Below are 15770 nucleotides of genomic sequence, written 5' to 3' on the forward strand. Positions count from 1 at the left end.
CGGCGGCTCGATGCCCGCCTTGCGGTAACTCTCCAGCAGCCGTTCCCGGATGGCGCTCTGTTTTTTCGTGAACCGGACGGAAAACTCCGCCAATGCGTACCGCTCCGCCGTCCGGCAAATGCTTCCCTCTGCGCAGAGCTGGCGCAAAAGCGCGTCCGCCCCGGTCTGGTCCATAGACTTGAACAGCTTTTGCCGCAGCTCGGCGGCCTTCATTCCGGCGTGGAGGGGATTTTTTCGGTGATAGTCCTCCAAAAGTCCCCGACAGGCATCCCGCACGCCGTCCATCACGCCCGACGATGCAAACCGGCCCGGCAGCGGCTCCACCAGCCGTCCGGCAGACACCAGCTCCCCCAGCAGCACTTCCAGTTCCTGCGAGTCCATTCCAAGCTTGGACGCCAGTTTGTCAGTTTGAGGCAGCGCCGTGCCGAACTCCGCCGTCACCTGCACCACCCGGTCGCCGCCGGAGCCGCTCTCCCGGATGCGCAGCGCCTCCAGCACAGCGGGGTCCCCCCGCTTATGCCGCTTAGGCGCGTCGTCTAAAATTGTGCCGCCGCCGATGGTTTCCAGCGGCGAGAGAAAACGAACCACAAACCGGTCCCCGTTTTTCGAGGCAATTGGCTCCGTCAGCCGGAGCTGGGCATAGCAGCTCTCGCCGGGATCCAGCCCGTCCCGATCCAGCAGCACTACCTTGGCAAGCAGCACCGACGCGCCATGGTATAGGTGAACCTGAGAGTCGTTTAAAATCACCCGCTGGGAAGCGCGCAGGTTCTGAAGCCGCACGTCCAGCATCAGAGAGGTGCGCAGGCTTCCCGACTTTGCCACCGCGTCTCCCCGCTGCACGTCCGTCCGCTTCAGACCCGCCAGATTCACCGCCACCCGCTGGCCCGCATAGGCGGTGTCCACGTCTTTCCCGTGAACCTGCAAATTCCGGATACGAGTTTCCGCTCCGGAGGGGGCAAGCACCGCCGGATCTCCCTCGTGCATGGCTCCCTCAATGAGGGTGCCTGTCACCACGGTGCCGAAGCCGTCCACGGAAAACACCCGGTCCACCGGCAGGCGGAACGCCACCCGCAGGTTTTTCTCCCGGGCATCCAGCACCAGCGCGTGGAGGGCTTCTTTCAGCTCCGGGATGCCCTGCCCGGTATAGGCAGAGACGGTGAGGATGGGCTTTCCCTCCAAAAACGTACCTTTCACCCTCTGGGCGATCTCCTCCCGCATCATGTCCAGCCACTCCGGGTCCACCATGTCGGCTTTCGTCACGGCCACAAGGCCGTCCTTGATGCCCAGAAGCGTCAGAATGCCAAGGTGCTCCACAGTCTGGGGCATGAAGCCCTCGTCCGCGGCCACCACCAGCATGGCAAGGTCGATGCCCCCTGCCCCTGCCAGCATATTTTTGATAAATTTCTCATGGCCCGGCACGTCCACAATGCCCGCCTGAGTCCCGTCGTCAAAATCCAGATGGGCGAAGCCCAGCTCGATGGTGATGCCCCGCTTCTTCTCCTCCTGAAGCCGGTCGGTGTCGATCCCGGTGAGGGCCTTGATCAGCAACGTTTTTCCGTGGTCCACATGGCCTGCCGTGCCGATAATCACATGCTTCATCGAAGGCACTCCTTCAGCGCGTCCACGATACAGGAAAACTCGTCCTCCCGCAGCGTCCGCGCGTCCAGCAGGTACCGGTCATGGGCCACCCGGCCGATAACCGGCCGCTCCCGCAATCGCATGGCGGCCTCCAGCGCGTCCACGCCGCCCCGTCCCGGCGTCACCGCCATGGCAAAGCTCGGCAGCGTCTGGGTGGGGACGCTGCCCCCGCCCACCTGATCCTCCTCGGGGACCACCTCCGCGTCCACGCCCGCTTCCCGCGCCAGCGCGCACAGCCGCTGGGCGCGCATCCGCAGCATTTCCGGCGATTGTGCCAGCATGACGAGGGTGGGCAGCTCCGTCTCCGCCGTTTCCTCCACATAGGCCCGCAAAGTGGCTTCCAGCGCCGCCAGGGTCATTTTATCCACACGCACCGCCCGGTAGAGGGGATGCTCCCGCAGGAGCGAGAGAGATTCCTCCCGCCCCACGATAATTCCCGCCTGCGGTCCGCCCAAAAGCTTGTCCCCGGAAAAGGAAACCACGTCCATTCCCGCCGCCACGGATTCCTGCACCGTTGGCTCGTCCCGCAGACCCAGCCGCGCCAGATTCACCAGCGATCCGCTGCCCAAATCCTCAATCGTCGGCAGACCCCGGCTGCGGCCAAGCGCCGCCAGCTCCGCCGGGGACACGGTCTGGGTAAAGCCCACCACCCGGAAATTGCTGGTGTGGACCTTCATCAGCGCCCGGGTGTCCGGGCCGATGGCTTTTTCGTAGTCCCCAAGACGGGTTTTGTTGGTGGTTCCCACCTCCCGCAGCCGCGCACCGCAAGTTTCCATGATCTCCGGCACCCGGAAGGAGCCGCCGATTTCCACCAGCTCGCCCCGGGAGACGACCACCTCACCCCCCTCCGCCATGGCGGAGAGAATCAGCAGAACGGCGGCTGCGTTGTTGTTCACCACAAGAGCACTTTCCGCGCCGGTAAGGCGGGTCAAAAGGCCCTCCACATGAGCGCAACGATGCCCCCGGCAGCCTCCCTCCACGTCGTATTCCAGCGTGTTATAGCTCCGGGCAACAGTTTTGGCGGCCTCCGCCGCCCGCTCGGACATACACGCCCGACCCATATTCGTATGCAATACAACGCCGGCCCCGTTGGTTACGCTGCGCAGGGACGGCTGCGCAGCCCCCCGTGCAACCGCCTCCACCGCCGCGCACAGCGCCGCTTTGTCCGGCGGCGTGTCCCGCCCGCCAGACAGCAGCTCCCGCCGCAAATTCTCCAGCACGGCGCGAACCGCGTCCGTCGCCGTCCGGGCGGAGTATCTTTCCGCCAAAGCCTGCACGGACGGCTCCCGTAAAAGCTCGTCCACTTTGGGAATGGCCCGCAGGTATTCCTGATTCATGTCACGCGCCCCCTCCGCTCCCCGCCCTTTTGGGGGAGCGCACATTTTTCGCAAGTATGCCCCGCCGCGCGGATTTCAGCGCAGTCTGATGCGCTTTTCCCCGGTATAGGGTTCGACAACGCCGATTCGCTGGGCGCTGGGAACGCAGCCCTTCAGCTCTTCAAACAGCGCGTCCGCGTCCTCCTGCGCCACGGCAATCAGCAGTCCTCCGGCGGTCTGGGGGTCGAACAGCAGGTCCTGTTTGGCAAGCTCCGTGTCGCCCACGTCCACCCCAGGCTCGGCATAGGTGCGGTTGCGGTACATCCCGGCGGGGAGAATCCCCACTTTCGCCAGCTCCAGCGCCTCGGGAATCAGGTCGATCTCCCCCACGTCTATGGTCATGGTCACGTCGCTGCCCTGCGCCATCTCAAAGCCGTGGCCCAGCAGTCCGAAGCCGGTGATATCGGTGCAGGCGTGAACGCGGTACTTCACCATGGCGTCCCGGGCGGAGCGGTTCAAGGTAGTCATCAGCCGGTACATCATCTCCGCCCCCTCAGAGGAGAGCATCTCCGCTTTCTGCGCCGTGGACAGCACGCCGATGCCGATGGGCTTGGTCAAAAGCAGCACGTCTCCGGGCTTCGCCCCGGAATTGGTGAGCACCCTGTCGGGATGGACAAAGCCGGTGACGCACAGGCCGTATTTCGGCTCGTCGTCCAAAATGCTGTGGCCCCCGGTGATGAGCGCCCCCGCCTCATACACCTTGTCATACCCGCCCCGAAGCATTTGATGCACCGCTTCTTTCGGCATGGACTCCGGCACGGCCATGATATTTAGGCACAGCTTTGGCTCTCCGCCCATGGCGTACACGTCGGACAGGGCGTTGGTGGCCGCGATCTGGCCAAAGAGATAGGGGTCGTCCGCAATGGGCGGGAAAAAGTCCACCGTCTGCACCAGAGCCAGCTCGTCGCTGACCTTGTAGACCGACGCGTCGTCGCTCTTGTCAAAGCCCACCAGCAGATTGGGGTCGCTGTGGACCTGGATGCCCTCCAGCAACTGGCTCAGCACCCCCGCGCCCACCTTCGCGCCGCATCCGGCGCACTTTGCCAGCTTTGTCAGCTTGACATTTTGTTCTTCCATAGATACGCCCCTTTCTCGGCTTCCAAAAAAAGCCGTCCCGTTTGCTCTCAACATACCATGCGCCCCGCCCGCTGTCAACGGATGACGGACGGGGCGCGGCGTAGAAAACACAAAGAAAGACTGCGCAAAAAATACGCGGGAGAAACATTTTTCAGTTTCCCCCGCACATTTTATTCCGGAAAAATTAAATTTTATCAAATCAGGCGTAAACAGCTCGGCCGTTTCCCGCAGGACGTTTTCCCGCCTGCCCGAAAAATTTCTTCCGCGTAGCGCAATGCTTTACGGAAAATTCCTTCGCCGCTCTTACACCGAAACGGATTCGGACAGCTCCAGCCCCGGGTTGTGCTTGAGCAAAAAGCCCACGGACCACTCGCCGCCAAAGGCGACGAGATGTCTGCCCCGGAAATCCTCCAGAACTTCCGCGCCCATGCACAGCGTCAATTCCTTCGGGTCCTCGACGGGGCTGGCGGCAATGCGGCGCAGGTGCTCGTAGGGCAGGCCGTACATATACAACTCCACACCGTATTCGTTTCTCATGCGATACTCGAACACGTCGAATTGCAGCGTGCCCACCACGCCCACGATGACCTCCTCCATGCCCGCGCCGGGGACCTTGAATATCTGGATGGCGCCCTCCTGGGCGATCTGCTCCGTACCCTTGATGAACTGCTTGCGTTTCATGGTGTCCTTGGGACTGACCCGCATGAAATGCTCCGGCTCGAAGGTGGGAATGCCAGAGAAATTAAACTTTTTTCCCGGCACGGTAATGGTGTCCCCGATGGAAAAAATGCCGGGGTCGAACACACCGATGATGTCACCCGCATAGGCCTCCTCCACAATTTCCCGCTCAGCGGCCATCATGGTCTGGGGCTGGCTCAGGCGCATTTTCTTGCCGGTCTGCATGTGATAGACCTCTGCGTCCCGCTCAAACTTGCCGGAACAGATGCGCATAAAGGCAAGCCGGTCCCGGTGAGCCTTGTTCATGTTGGCCTGAATCTTGAACACAAAGGCGGAAAAATCAGGAGAAAACGCGTCCACCTCGCCGCAGTCCGCCGTACGGCTCAGGGGCGGGGTGGTCATGCGCAGAAATTCTGCCAGAAAAGGCTCCACGCCGAAATTGGTCAGTGCGGACCCAAAAAACACGGGGCTGAGCTTTCCAACGCGGACGGCTTCCATATCAAACTCCCGGCCCGCACCCAGCAGCTCCACCTCGTCCCGCAGGGTGCTCCAGCGTCTTTCGCCGATCATCTCCCCTACCTTCGGGTCGTACAAATCCACCTCGGTGGCCTCCGCCTTTTTCCCGTGGCCCTCGCCTTGAAAAAAGAGAATGCGGCTCCGCTCCCGGTCATAGACCCCGGCAAACTCTCTGCCGCAGCCGATGGGCCAATTCACGGGATAGGTGTCGATGCCAAGCTCCCGCTCCACCTCCTCGCACAGCGCAAGAGGGTCCTTCGTCTCCCTGTCCATCTTGTTGATGAATGTGAAAATAGGGATATTCCGCAGAGCGCAGACGCGGAAAAGCTTGCGGGTCTGCGGCTCCACACCCTTGGCCCCGTCGATGACCATGACGGCGGAATCCGCCGCCATCAGCGTACGGTAGGTATCCTCGGAGAAATCCTGATGGCCCGGGGTATCCAAAATGTTGATGCAGTAGCCCCCGTGCTGAAACTGCATCACCGACGAGGTGACGGAGATGCCGCGCTGTCGCTCAATCTCCATCCAGTCGGAGGTGGCGGCCTTGGCCCGCTTGCCCTTCACCTCGCCGGCCTGGGCAATGGCGCCGCCGTACAGCAGGAATTTTTCCGTAAGGGTGGTTTTACCGGCGTCGGGATGCGAAATAATCGCAAACGTGCGGCGCCGGGAGATTTCGTCTTTCAGGGCGGACATGGCGTTACTCCTTCGTTCTTATGAATCTGATGAACCTTTTTAATTTATCACATCGCCGGGTGCTTTGCAAGGGGACCTCTGATTAAATCGACATGTGGGGAACATCCGGCGGATTTTTTGCCCGGTAAGGCAAAAATTTTTAACAAAGTCCGGACGGAAAATCAGCCGCCGAAGCGTGCATACCGTTTTAATCAAGGGTTCCCAAGATATTATCCGCAATTCCGGCGGGAAAATCAGCCTTCAAAGTCGTGGATACATCCCGTTGTTATCACCGAACGCCACTGCGCGCTATTCATAGCATCTTATTTAGCATAGTGCTGCTTTCGCAGAGTTCCCCTTTCTCCTGTCTTTTCAGGCAAAAGCAAGACCTCTATCCGTTGCTATTCTTCATTTGTCCATGGTCATCGCAGATGTGATGAGTCTGCGGGTATAATCAGACCGAGGTACGTGGATGATCTGGTTGGTTGTGCCATGCTCCACAATCTCACCGCCGTACATGACGTATACCCGCTGACAGATGCTGCTGACCAAAGCAAGGTCATGGGAAATAAACAGAAACGACATGCCGCTTTTTGTGCCAAGGCTGCGGAGCAACTGCAAAATCTGCGCCTGTACGGAAACATCCAGCGCACTGGTGGCTTCGTCGCAGAGCAGAAGCCGCGGCTTTGACGCAATTGCCCGGGCAATTGCCGCGCGCTGGCATTCCCCACCGCTGACATCCCGCGGATACGCGTGGGCAAACCCGGCGTCCAGGCCGACTTCCATCAAGAGACGTTCGGATTCTTCTGCGCGAGCTTGCGATGATGGAAGGATCGGCCTCAGTGCTTCCTGAATGCTCTCTCCCAGTGTCAGTCTGGGGTCAAAGGAAGAACGGGGTTCCTGAAAGATCATTTTCATATTGCGGTACACTTGTTTGAGGGCCGCCCCCGTACTGTGTGTAATATCCGCGCCGCATAGTTCGATGGAGCCGCTGTCCGGCGTATCCAGACGGGTAATCAGCCTTGCCAGTGTGGATTTCCCACAGCCGCTTTCTCCAACCAAACCGACGCATTCGTGTTCACCGACTGTCAGCGAAACGCCCCGCACCGCCTGAACCGGCAAGGAATTGGCCTGACGAAATGTTCTTGAGATACGTAACACTTCCAATACAGGGATTTTCATGTTTTTTCCCCTTCCCGGCAAAGCGTCCAATGTTCTGCGTGCAAAGAAATTTGCTGCATCTCTTTTGAGATACATTCTTTTCGGGTATGAGAGCACCGCGGCGCAAACGCGCAGCCAAGGGCGGGAAACGTCTCCGTCATTTGCCCGGGGATCCCCTTAGGAAAAGCTCCGTCCAGCCGGGGAATTGCTTCCATAAGCGCACGGGTATATGGATGGGAGGGTGCGCGAAGCACACTTTCCCGATATCCGTATTCCACCACACGTCCGGCATACATCACGGCTACCTTATCAGCCATTTTGGCAACGACGCCCATGTCGTGGGTAATCATCATGATACAGGTGCCGAATTCGTCTCTTAGGCGCATCAGCTCATTGATGATCTGTGCCTGCACTGTTACGTCCAATGCGCTGGTGGGCTCATCGGCCAGCAAAATGTCCGGCTTCAGCACCATGGCCAGCGCGGTGGCACCGCGCTGGTTCATTCCGCCGGCGAGCTGCGCGGGGCAGCTCTCCATTACATGGCGGGGCTCTTTGAACTCCATCCGCCCCAGAATTTCTTCCGCTTTTTCCGCGGAGGCTTTCCGGGAAATTCTCTCGTGGGCGCGCATGGCCTCATAGAACTGAACGCGGATTTTCCGAATAGGGTCCAAGGAAGCGCCCGGCTCCTGAAACACGACCCCCAGCCCCGTGCCGCGGACTGAGCGCATCTCCCGTTCTGTCAGGCTCAGCAGGTTCTGTCCCCGGTATATCACTTCCCCGGCGGAAATCCGGATCCGTTTTGGAAGCCGCAGCACCGCATTTAAAAGCGTGGACTTTCCGCAGCCGCTCTCGCCGATTACACAGACGATTTCCCCTTCGTGCATATGCAGAGAAACGTCCCGCAGAATTTCTTTGCCGCACGGATAGCGCACGCAGAGATGATGGATATCCAAAAGTCCGGTGTGTTCCATGAACGGATCCCCTCTGCCGCTATGCAGCGGCCGTTTTTGCGGTAATCTGATAGTAATCCACAGGGCTTTGCTTCATGCCGGTAACTCCGGCTTTCATGACCAGGAACATATTCAGATGGAATAAGTAGCAGTAAGAACTGTCTTTCGTGGCGGTCTGCTGAATCTGAAGCGCGTAGTCCGAGCGCTTTTTCACATCGAATTCCGTTGCCAGCTTTGACAGCAGATCGTTAACCTGCGCATCGCTGTAGTGACCAAAGTTGCTGCCATTTCCTGTCCCCATGGTATAGCTGAGGTAGGACAGGGGATCGCCGGTAGGCGTGGTGACATAGGCATAAACACAGATGTCGTAATTGTCGGCAGTCAGATAGGGGTTGACAGTCTCCACCTGTTCAAAGCTGACGTCCATGCCCAACTGAATCAAGGCAGACTGCAGGGCTTGAGCGGACTGGGGAAGCCCCGTGCGGCCATAGGTAATGAGACGCAAAGACACTTTTTGACCGTCCTTATCCAGAAAGCCATCGCCGTCCGTATCCACATAGCCGCTGCTTTTGAGCAAGGCTTTGGCGCCTTTGGGATCATAGTCGGGAACATCCGTCATAAGATTGTCATCCCCATAGCTCAGATAGTCTGGGAATGCGGACTTGGTTGGGGTTCCGGCCCCGTTGAGCAGGACGGAGGCATAGGAATTTTTATCGACCGCCATACAGATCGCACGGCGGAAATTCTCGTCGCTCATAAACTTATGAGATTGATTAAAATAGAGCATGTAGACACGGGTAGTGGCTGCCTGGGAAACCTGAAAAGCGGCATCGTCCTTGAATTGGCTGAGCGTGTCATAAGACAAACCGTAGGCCGCGTCGATCTCACCGTTCTGCATCGCCAAAGACAGGGTGTCCGTGTCGGAGATTGCTTTGATGGTTACGCTTTTGCTTGCCGGCGTTCCACCCCAATACTGATCAAAAGGCTCCAAATAAGCCGAGGAGTCTTCCACATACTGTTTCACTACATAAGGGCCTGTGCAGACCGGATACTCTTCAAACTCTCCAGAACCGCCGTCCGCCGCAGCATCCACAATGCAGGCGTATGGATCGCATAGGGCGTTGAGCAGTATTGGATTGGGTTCTGTGGTGGTAATCGCCACCGTATTTCCGTCAGCGGAAATAGAATCGATCATCAGATCGGAAGCGGCGCGGTCATTTGTTGCCACCAGCCGTTCCAAACTGCTTTTAACCGCCGCGCCGTCCATCGCGTCGCCATTGTGAAACAGCACGCCCCCCCGCAGAGTCAGTGTCCAGGTCAAGCTGTCATCTGACAGGGAGTAGTCTGTTACCAGATTCTTTTGGATGTTAAGGCTGTCGTCCAGCGTAAACAGCGTCTCGCCGATTCCATAGCGGACGGTTGCCCAGCCGTTATAATCATCAGCCGGATCCAGCTTTGTAAAAGCATAGGTCCCAAATGCAAAATCGGTCCGGTTATCTCCGCCGGTCGGCGTGTTTGAGGCTGCGGGCGCACCGCCGCAGGCGCTCAGAGATTCGACTGCCAGCAGCAATGTGAGTAAAAATGCCTTTTCTTTTTTCATATTTTTCTCCATGGTAAGTATTTGAGTTTTGCACCGGATCCAGCACGTCCCGCACACTGTCTCCCAGCAGGTTAAAAAGGATGGAGGTCAGACAGATTGCCGCTCCGGGATACAGCACAAGCCAAGGGGCTTGTCCCATCAGCCCTCTGCCGTCGGAAATCGCGCTTCCCCAGTCGGCGGAGGAAGCGCCCATCCCCAAAAAGCTAAGGCCCGACAGCGCGAGAATCGTGCCGCCGACGTTCAGCGACGCGGTGACGATTACCGGCCTCATGGCGTTAGGCAGAATATGACGGAACAGGATGCCGGCGCTGGTCTGCCCGTTCAGCCGGGCGGCCAGAACAAAGTTTTCCTGCCGGAGAGTGATCACATAGCTGCGGGAGAGCCTTGCATACTGCGGCCAGCCGGTGGCGGCCAGAGCAATGACCACGTTTTGCAGACCTGCGCCCAGCATTCCTGCAACCGCCAACGCAAGGATCATGCCCGGAAACGCCATAAAAACATCCACGAACCGCATCAAAACAGCATCCACCGCCCCGCCGAAGTATCCGCACATCATCCCAACGGCACATCCCAGCACCACGGTCAGCGCCACGATTGCCAGCGCGGAGAAAACGGAGAGCGGCGCACCCGCCAAAATTCGTGAATAGACGCACCGGCCCAACCAATCCGTGCCAAAGGGATACTCCGCACAGGGAGATAGTTTCACGTGAGCCAAATCTGCGAAATCCGGATCATTTGGCATCATGCTCCGGGAAACCACGCAGAAGACACATAGGGCGACGGTCACAGTCAGGAGAAGATACATTCGTATACGGGCGGATCGGTTTGCGACATTCATCTTATGACACCTCCAGTCCGCGGCGTATGCGCGGGTCCAGAAAGTAGTATGACAGATCAGTCAGCAAATTGATAACAACGTAAATCATGGACATACAAACCACAAACGCCTGAATGACTGGGTAGTCCCGTTTCAGTATCGCATCCATTACCAGATAGCCCATACCGCGCCAAACAAAAATCCGCTCCACCGCCGCGCTTCCGCCCAGCAAGGTACCAATCGACATGGATATGAGCGTGATAATGGTCACCATCGCATTGCGCAGGACATCATGAAACAGCACCGTCCGCAGCCTGATCCCGCGGGAAATCGCGCCGTCCACATAGCTGCGTCCAAGCTGTTCCAGAACCGCTGCACGTACCTGTCGGATGTATTTTCCCGTCATGGGAATTGCCAGCGCCAGCGTCGGCAGAATCAATCCTTCGGCGGTTTCTGATGCAAGGACGGGAAGCAGCTTCAGCCTCACGGCAAAGAGTTGCAGCAATAGCAGCGACACCAAAAAATTCGGAAGGGAGTTTCCAAGGAAACTCAAAAAGCGCAGCAGATAGTCTATAAAAAGGCCCTGACGCACCGCCGTCAGGACGCCCAGCGGAACAGACAGGGCAATGGTCATCAGCACGGAGGTCAACGTCAGGGCAAGCGTTTTTGGCAGCGCAAGGCACAGTTGCGCTGCCACGGATCGCCCATCCACCAGTGAAGTTCCCATATCTCCCCGCACAAAGCGCCACAGCCAATCAAGGTATTGCGTCAAAAACGGCCTGTCCAGACCGGCCTTATGCCGCATGGCTTCCACAACGGTTTCCGATACCGGAATTCCCTGCGCCTGCAGCAGCATCTCCACCGGGTCGGACGGGGAGAGATACATCAGGCCGTAGGCAAGAAAGGTGACTCCCAGCAAAACCGGCAACAAGGCCAGAAGGCGGCGCAGCGTATAGAGCAGCAGGGGATGTCGGCTTAAGCGTTGGGTCACCTCGTCGTACTCCTTCACTTGACGGCGCGGATCATGAACATTGGCGTCGCACCGTATAATAGCTTTTCTTTGCTGCTCCATAGCCCGTCTGTAATATCCCGCTGAACGGATACATCGCGATAACCCGCGGCCTTCAACAACGGTAAATTCCAGTCCGGCCGGATGCAGGTGCCAAGGCGATGTGCTTGAATCTGGTCTGGATCTTCCACCTCACGGCGGTGATCGGCGCTGAAATTCGAGCCATAGGTCTGAAAGCACAGCGTCTCTCGTCTGGCGAACTCCCGGCGGATTTCCGGGTCGGTCCGCATCAGATGCCAGTTTGCGTCAAAAATCAGAAGGACACCGTTGTTCCGCAGGACGCGAAACCATTCGCTATAGGCTTTTTCCTGCTCTCGCAAAGCGTGTGTCACATTTCGGCTGATCACAAGGTCGAAGGAGCCGTCAGCAAACGGAAGACGATGACAGTCTCCCTGCAAAAGCAACGGACGCACACCCGCTTCGGCGGCATTTTGAGATGCCTGCGCCAGCATTCCAGCCGCGCCATCCAACCCCACTGTCCTATGTCCCGCCCGGGAAAGCAGAATGGTAAAAAACGCGGGTCCACAGCCCACGTCCAGTATATCCAGAGGAGCGTGCGCCGGTGCACTTTCCAGAATCAGTTTTGACCATGCGTCGGCGCGGAAGCTTTGCAGTTCTTCCCGGATGATTCGGCTGTAATTCTCCGCCGCCCCCGACCAGTGATCGTCAATTTCCCGTTGGGTTTGCGTGATTGCTTCGGTGCTGCCCGGCTTTTCCGCGCAAATCAGGAAGTCGCTGATTACGCTTTTCACCTCGCCGCTTTCGGAGTCACAGAAAGTCAGTGGATAGGTCTCCGTTTGGAGTTTCCCCACACCCAAGTCAATCAGGGTGCGGAGATCCCACTCCGGCCGCTTTTTGTGGGACAGGGGCAGACTTCGGGCAATTTCATTGATCGGCGTGGGATCCACGCCGTAACAGGAGCCGTGCGGTCCACCGCTTGACTGATTTGCTTTGCGGTACAACTCGTCATAATAATATAGATAGTGGTTTCCATCCATGACCAAAAGACGTCCGCCGGGTCGCAGAATCCGCAGCCACTCCCGGTATGCCTTTTGGGGCTCTTCCAGATTCCACACCAAATTTCGGGATACGATATAGTCGAAGCTCTCGTTTTCAAACGGGAGATGCTGCGCGTCGCACCGCACGGTTTTCACAAGGACGCCTTCCTCGGCAAAGTTGGATTCTGCCTGTTCCAACATTTTTTCAGAATAGTCTGTGGCGGTGACGCGGTGCTGCTCCTGCGCCAATAAAATGGAAAAAAAGCCGGGGCCGCAGCCGACATCCAAACAGTCCAGACAGTTACCTTCCGGTGCGAAGGTCCGCAGCTTCTCTCGGAAAAACGCCGCCCGGTCATCCTTTAGCTGTTCATGAATGGTTTTCGAATACCCATCCGCACGGGTGTCCCAGTAGGCGGAAATTTTGCTTAAATACATATAGCCCTCCACTGGCGTCAAAATTTATCGGCTCCGACCTAGTCGGAATGACTTCCAAATCCGTCTTTAACAGTTCAAAAGCCATTTGGGCCTCAGTCCGGTTCTTGGCAGCACGTTCGGGGTATGAGTCTGCCAAACGCGTATCTGGCTTACATCTGCCGGACGATGTCGTTCCAGACTTGCTGGAAGGGAAGGCCGCTCTTCTTCGCAGCGGAGGCGACATCCTCATATTCTGGCTTCTCCCGATGGATCCCCATTCCGTCGGCGCACTTGATGCGGATGGGTCCATAGGTTGTCTCCGAGGTTCGCAGGCTGGGGACCAAAATGTATTTAGCGCAGCGCCGGGCCCGAACGCCGTTGGAGGTGGTTTCCTCCAAAACAGCCTGCGCCATCCGCCCTTCGTCCGCAGTCCTGCACAAAATGGTGAGGGAGACTCCGGGGCGGCCCTTCTTCATGGTTATGGGCGCCGCAGAGATGTCCAACGCACCCCGGGACATGAGGCGGTCGGAGGCAAAGGACAACGCCTCTGCCGTCATGTCGTCGATGTGACAGCACAGCTCCACAATGTCCGTCTGCGCAGGATCGCCAGATTGGCCCAGAAATGCCCGAACGCAGTTGGCTGCGGGAAATTCTTTCTTTCCAACACCATAGCCTACCTTTTCCGGAATCATGACGGGCATGGGACCGAACTGTTCTCCAAAGTGCGCCAGCAACGATGCCCCGGTGGGGGTGCAGAGTTCTCCGTTGATCTCCCCGGAATAGCAGGGAATTCCCTTGAGAAGAAAAGCGGTGGCCGGAGCGGGTACGGGCATGACACCATGCGCACAGCGAACATGGCCGGATCCCAGATGGACCGGCGAAACATGAACAGCGTCCGGGTGAAGAAGCTCCATTGCAAGGCATACGCCCGTCACGTCAATGATGGCATCCAATGCGCCGACCTCATGAAAGTGCACTTGCGTGACAGGGACGCCGTGTGCCAGCGATTCTGCTTCGGCAATTCGGTGATAGACGGCCTTGGCATTCCGGCGAACCTTCTCCGGCACATTTAGACGTTCCAAAATTTCCGCAATGTCAGACGGGGCGGTGTGATGATGCGTGTGCTTGTGCTCATGCTCATGCTTGTGCTCATGCTCATGCTCATGCTCGTGCTCGTGTTCGTGCTCGTGAAAGAGGTTATTAAGGCAGCCGTCGGCAAGGTCGCAGCTATCCTCCTGAAGGCCACGAATATCCACTTCCATATGCGTCCCCGCAATGCCGCAGGTGATGACCCTCCGAGCGGTCACACGCACGCCGGGGATCAAATGATTCATCATCTCCATAAAGGACGCCTGATCGGGAAGCAGTTCATAGAGCGCGGCCATAAGCATGTCGCCCGCCGCGCCCATTTTGCATTCAAGGTAAAGCGTTTTCATTCGGAAACTCCTTCCATTTGGTTGATGCGGTTGGCAAGGAAGCCCGCGCCGAAGCCGTTGTCGATATTCACAACGCTCACGCCGCTGGAGCAGGAATTCAGCATGGACAGCAGTGCCGATACCCCGCCGAATGAAGCGCCGTATCCAACGCTGGTTGGAACAGCGATGATCGGGCAGTCAACCAGACCACCAATTACGCTGGCAAGCGCTCCTTCCATTCCAGCCACGACGATAACTACCCGGGCGGTCATCAGCGGCTCAAGATTGGAAAGCAGACGGTGCAGTCCCGCCACACCCACGTCATACAACCGCGTCACCCGGCTGCCAAGGACCTCGGCGGTGATGGCGGCCTCCTCGGCAACGCCCATGTCGCTGGTTCCGCCAGTAGCTACCACTACGGAGCCGCGGCCCGACGTTTCATCTGGCAGAACCACGGCAAGACGCGCCAGCGAATCGTAACGCAGCGGAAAGGACCCGGCCAGCTTGTCCGCCACCTCCTGAGAGATGCGGGTGACGAGAATGTTGGAGCAGCCCTGCCTCTGCATGGAGGACACTATCCCAAGAATCTGTTCGGTGGTCTTGGACTGCCCGTAAATCACCTCGGGAACGCCTTGACGAATGGCCCGGTGATAGTCCACCTTGGCATAGCCCAGATCTTCAAACGGAGCGAGCTTCAGCCGCAGCAACGCATCGTCCGGAGAAAGTGCGCCGCTTTGCACTTCTTTCAAAACTGTTATAATATCATGACCGGAACTCATACTGAATCCTCCTTACCGCGTGCGTAGGTCCAACGAGACAGTGGAAAAAAGAGTGGAGAGCCGTTCCAGCAACTGCTGCCTTTTTTCCACCGCGTAGGAAAACTGGCTGGCAGGAATCTGGAGCAGCGCGACATCGCCGCGAAGCCGAATGCGAAAGTCCTGAAATCCCATGGAGAAAAGGACATTCTCCCCTGCCTCCACCGTTTTCAGCGCTTCTGCCGTGATGGCTGTCCCGCTTGGGATGCGCGTTGCGAGACAGGCGTAAGAGGGCTTGTTCCACGTAAACAGATCCGCCTCCCGGCTCATTGCCCGCACGTCGCTTTTGGTCAGCCCACACTCCCGCAGCGGCGAAAGAACCTCCATCTCCTGAAGCGCGCGCATTCCCGGACGGTCAGAAGCGTCGTCGGAGGCGTTTGTACCGTCGACTACCAGTTTGTATCCGTCCGTGGTGGCCTGACGCAAGATCATGCCGAAAACGACACGCTTGCAGTAGTAGCAGCGATTTTCCGGATTGGCGACCACCGTTTGGTCCGCCAGAATGTCTCCTTCGATGACCGTCAGGGGAATGCGGCACTGTTGCGCAATCTTTCGAGCGTCGGCCAGCTCAAAC

The 15770-nt window shown here is 58.1% G+C and carries 13 protein-coding genes; all 13 read right to left on the reverse strand.

What is annotated here, in order from left to right:
- The coding region (gene selB / locus RTK01_RS11635) for a selenocysteine-specific translation elongation factor (RefSeq protein WP_312281130.1) at positions 1-1599 on the reverse strand (1599 nt) is incomplete at its 3' end.
- Positions 1596-2975 carry an L-seryl-tRNA(Sec) selenium transferase gene (selA, locus tag RTK01_RS11640; RefSeq protein ID WP_312281131.1) on the reverse strand — a complete coding sequence of 460 codons (1380 nt, stop codon included), beginning with the start codon at positions 2973-2975 and terminating at the stop codon, positions 1596-1598. The genes selB and selA, both read right to left, overlap by 4 nt.
- A 75-nt stretch (positions 2976-3050) precedes the next feature.
- Positions 3051-4091 (reverse strand): selenide, water dikinase SelD, encoded by a 1041-nt coding sequence (gene selD, locus RTK01_RS11645; protein WP_312281132.1) that lies wholly within the window; start codon positions 4089-4091, stop codon positions 3051-3053.
- A gap of 303 nt (positions 4092-4394) precedes the next feature.
- Positions 4395-5978, reverse strand: a complete 1584-nt coding sequence (locus RTK01_RS11650; RefSeq protein ID WP_312281133.1) for a peptide chain release factor 3 — start codon at positions 5976-5978, stop codon at positions 4395-4397.
- 387 nt (positions 5979-6365) lie between these two features.
- Positions 6366-7139, reverse strand: a complete 774-nt coding sequence (locus RTK01_RS11655) for a dipeptide/oligopeptide/nickel ABC transporter ATP-binding protein (RefSeq protein ID WP_312281134.1) — start codon at positions 7137-7139, stop codon at positions 6366-6368.
- The gene (locus tag RTK01_RS11660) at positions 7136-8089 is read right to left on the reverse strand and encodes an ABC transporter ATP-binding protein (RefSeq protein ID WP_312281135.1); all 954 of its coding nucleotides are present in this window, start codon (positions 8087-8089) and stop codon (positions 7136-7138) included. Before RTK01_RS11660 ends, RTK01_RS11655 begins: the two co-directional genes overlap by 4 nt.
- 19 nt (positions 8090-8108) lie before the next feature.
- Positions 8109-9668 carry an ABC transporter substrate-binding protein gene (locus tag RTK01_RS11665; protein ID WP_312281136.1) on the reverse strand — a complete coding sequence of 520 codons (1560 nt, stop codon included), beginning with the start codon at positions 9666-9668 and terminating at the stop codon, positions 8109-8111.
- Complete coding sequence (locus RTK01_RS11670) at positions 9562-10506, reverse strand: ABC transporter permease (protein ID WP_312281137.1); 945 nt, start codon at positions 10504-10506, stop codon at positions 9562-9564. Before RTK01_RS11670 ends, RTK01_RS11665 begins: the two co-directional genes overlap by 107 nt.
- 1 nt (position 10507) lies before the next feature.
- Complete coding sequence (locus RTK01_RS11675; RefSeq protein ID WP_312281138.1) at positions 10508-11476, reverse strand: ABC transporter permease; 969 nt, start codon at positions 11474-11476, stop codon at positions 10508-10510.
- 14 nt (positions 11477-11490) lie between these two features.
- Positions 11491-12987: a class I SAM-dependent methyltransferase gene (locus RTK01_RS11680; RefSeq protein ID WP_312281139.1), complete on the reverse strand. Its 1497-nt coding sequence runs from the start codon at positions 12985-12987 to the stop codon at positions 11491-11493.
- Between the two features lie 149 nt (positions 12988-13136).
- Positions 13137-14402, reverse strand: coding sequence for a nickel pincer cofactor biosynthesis protein LarC (gene larC, locus RTK01_RS11685; protein ID WP_312281140.1), 1266 nt, complete (start codon positions 14400-14402; stop codon positions 13137-13139).
- Positions 14399-15160: a nickel pincer cofactor biosynthesis protein LarB gene (gene larB, locus RTK01_RS11690; RefSeq protein ID WP_312281141.1), complete on the reverse strand. Its 762-nt coding sequence runs from the start codon at positions 15158-15160 to the stop codon at positions 14399-14401. Before larB ends, larC begins: the two co-directional genes overlap by 4 nt.
- 12 nt (positions 15161-15172) lie before the next feature.
- Positions 15173-15770, reverse strand: a 598-nt coding sequence (locus RTK01_RS11695) for an ATP-dependent sacrificial sulfur transferase LarE (RefSeq protein WP_312281142.1), incomplete at its 5' end; no start/stop codon positions are given.

This window comes from Oscillibacter sp. (assembly GCF_031978065.1).
In the GTDB taxonomy this organism is placed as follows: domain Bacteria; phylum Bacillota; class Clostridia; order Oscillospirales; family Oscillospiraceae; genus Oscillibacter.

What these genes read in the sequence shown, in the direction of transcription:
- selA (WP_312281131.1), bottom strand. Translation starts at nt 2,975, where the DNA reads ATGAATCAGGAATACCTGCGGGCCATTCCCAAAGTGGACGAGCTTTTA.
- selD (WP_312281132.1), bottom strand. Translation starts at nt 4,091, where the DNA reads ATGGAAGAACAAAATGTCAAGCTGACAAAGCTGGCAAAGTGCGCCGGA.
- RTK01_RS11650 (WP_312281133.1), bottom strand. Translation starts at nt 5,978, where the DNA reads ATGTCCGCCCTGAAAGACGAAATCTCCCGGCGCCGCACGTTTGCGATT.
- RTK01_RS11655 (WP_312281134.1), bottom strand. Translation starts at nt 7,139, where the DNA reads ATGAAAATCCCTGTATTGGAAGTGTTACGTATCTCAAGAACATTTCGT.
- RTK01_RS11660 (WP_312281135.1), bottom strand. Translation starts at nt 8,089, where the DNA reads ATGGAACACACCGGACTTTTGGATATCCATCATCTCTGCGTGCGCTAT.
- RTK01_RS11665 (WP_312281136.1), bottom strand. Translation starts at nt 9,668, where the DNA reads ATGAAAAAAGAAAAGGCATTTTTACTCACATTGCTGCTGGCAGTCGAA.
- RTK01_RS11670 (WP_312281137.1), bottom strand. Translation starts at nt 10,506, where the DNA reads ATGAATGTCGCAAACCGATCCGCCCGTATACGAATGTATCTTCTCCTG.
- RTK01_RS11680 (WP_312281139.1), bottom strand. Translation starts at nt 12,987, where the DNA reads ATGTATTTAAGCAAAATTTCCGCCTACTGGGACACCCGTGCGGATGGG.
- larC (WP_312281140.1), bottom strand. Translation starts at nt 14,402, where the DNA reads ATGAAAACGCTTTACCTTGAATGCAAAATGGGCGCGGCGGGCGACATG.
- larB (WP_312281141.1), bottom strand. Translation starts at nt 15,160, where the DNA reads ATGAGTTCCGGTCATGATATTATAACAGTTTTGAAAGAAGTGCAAAGC.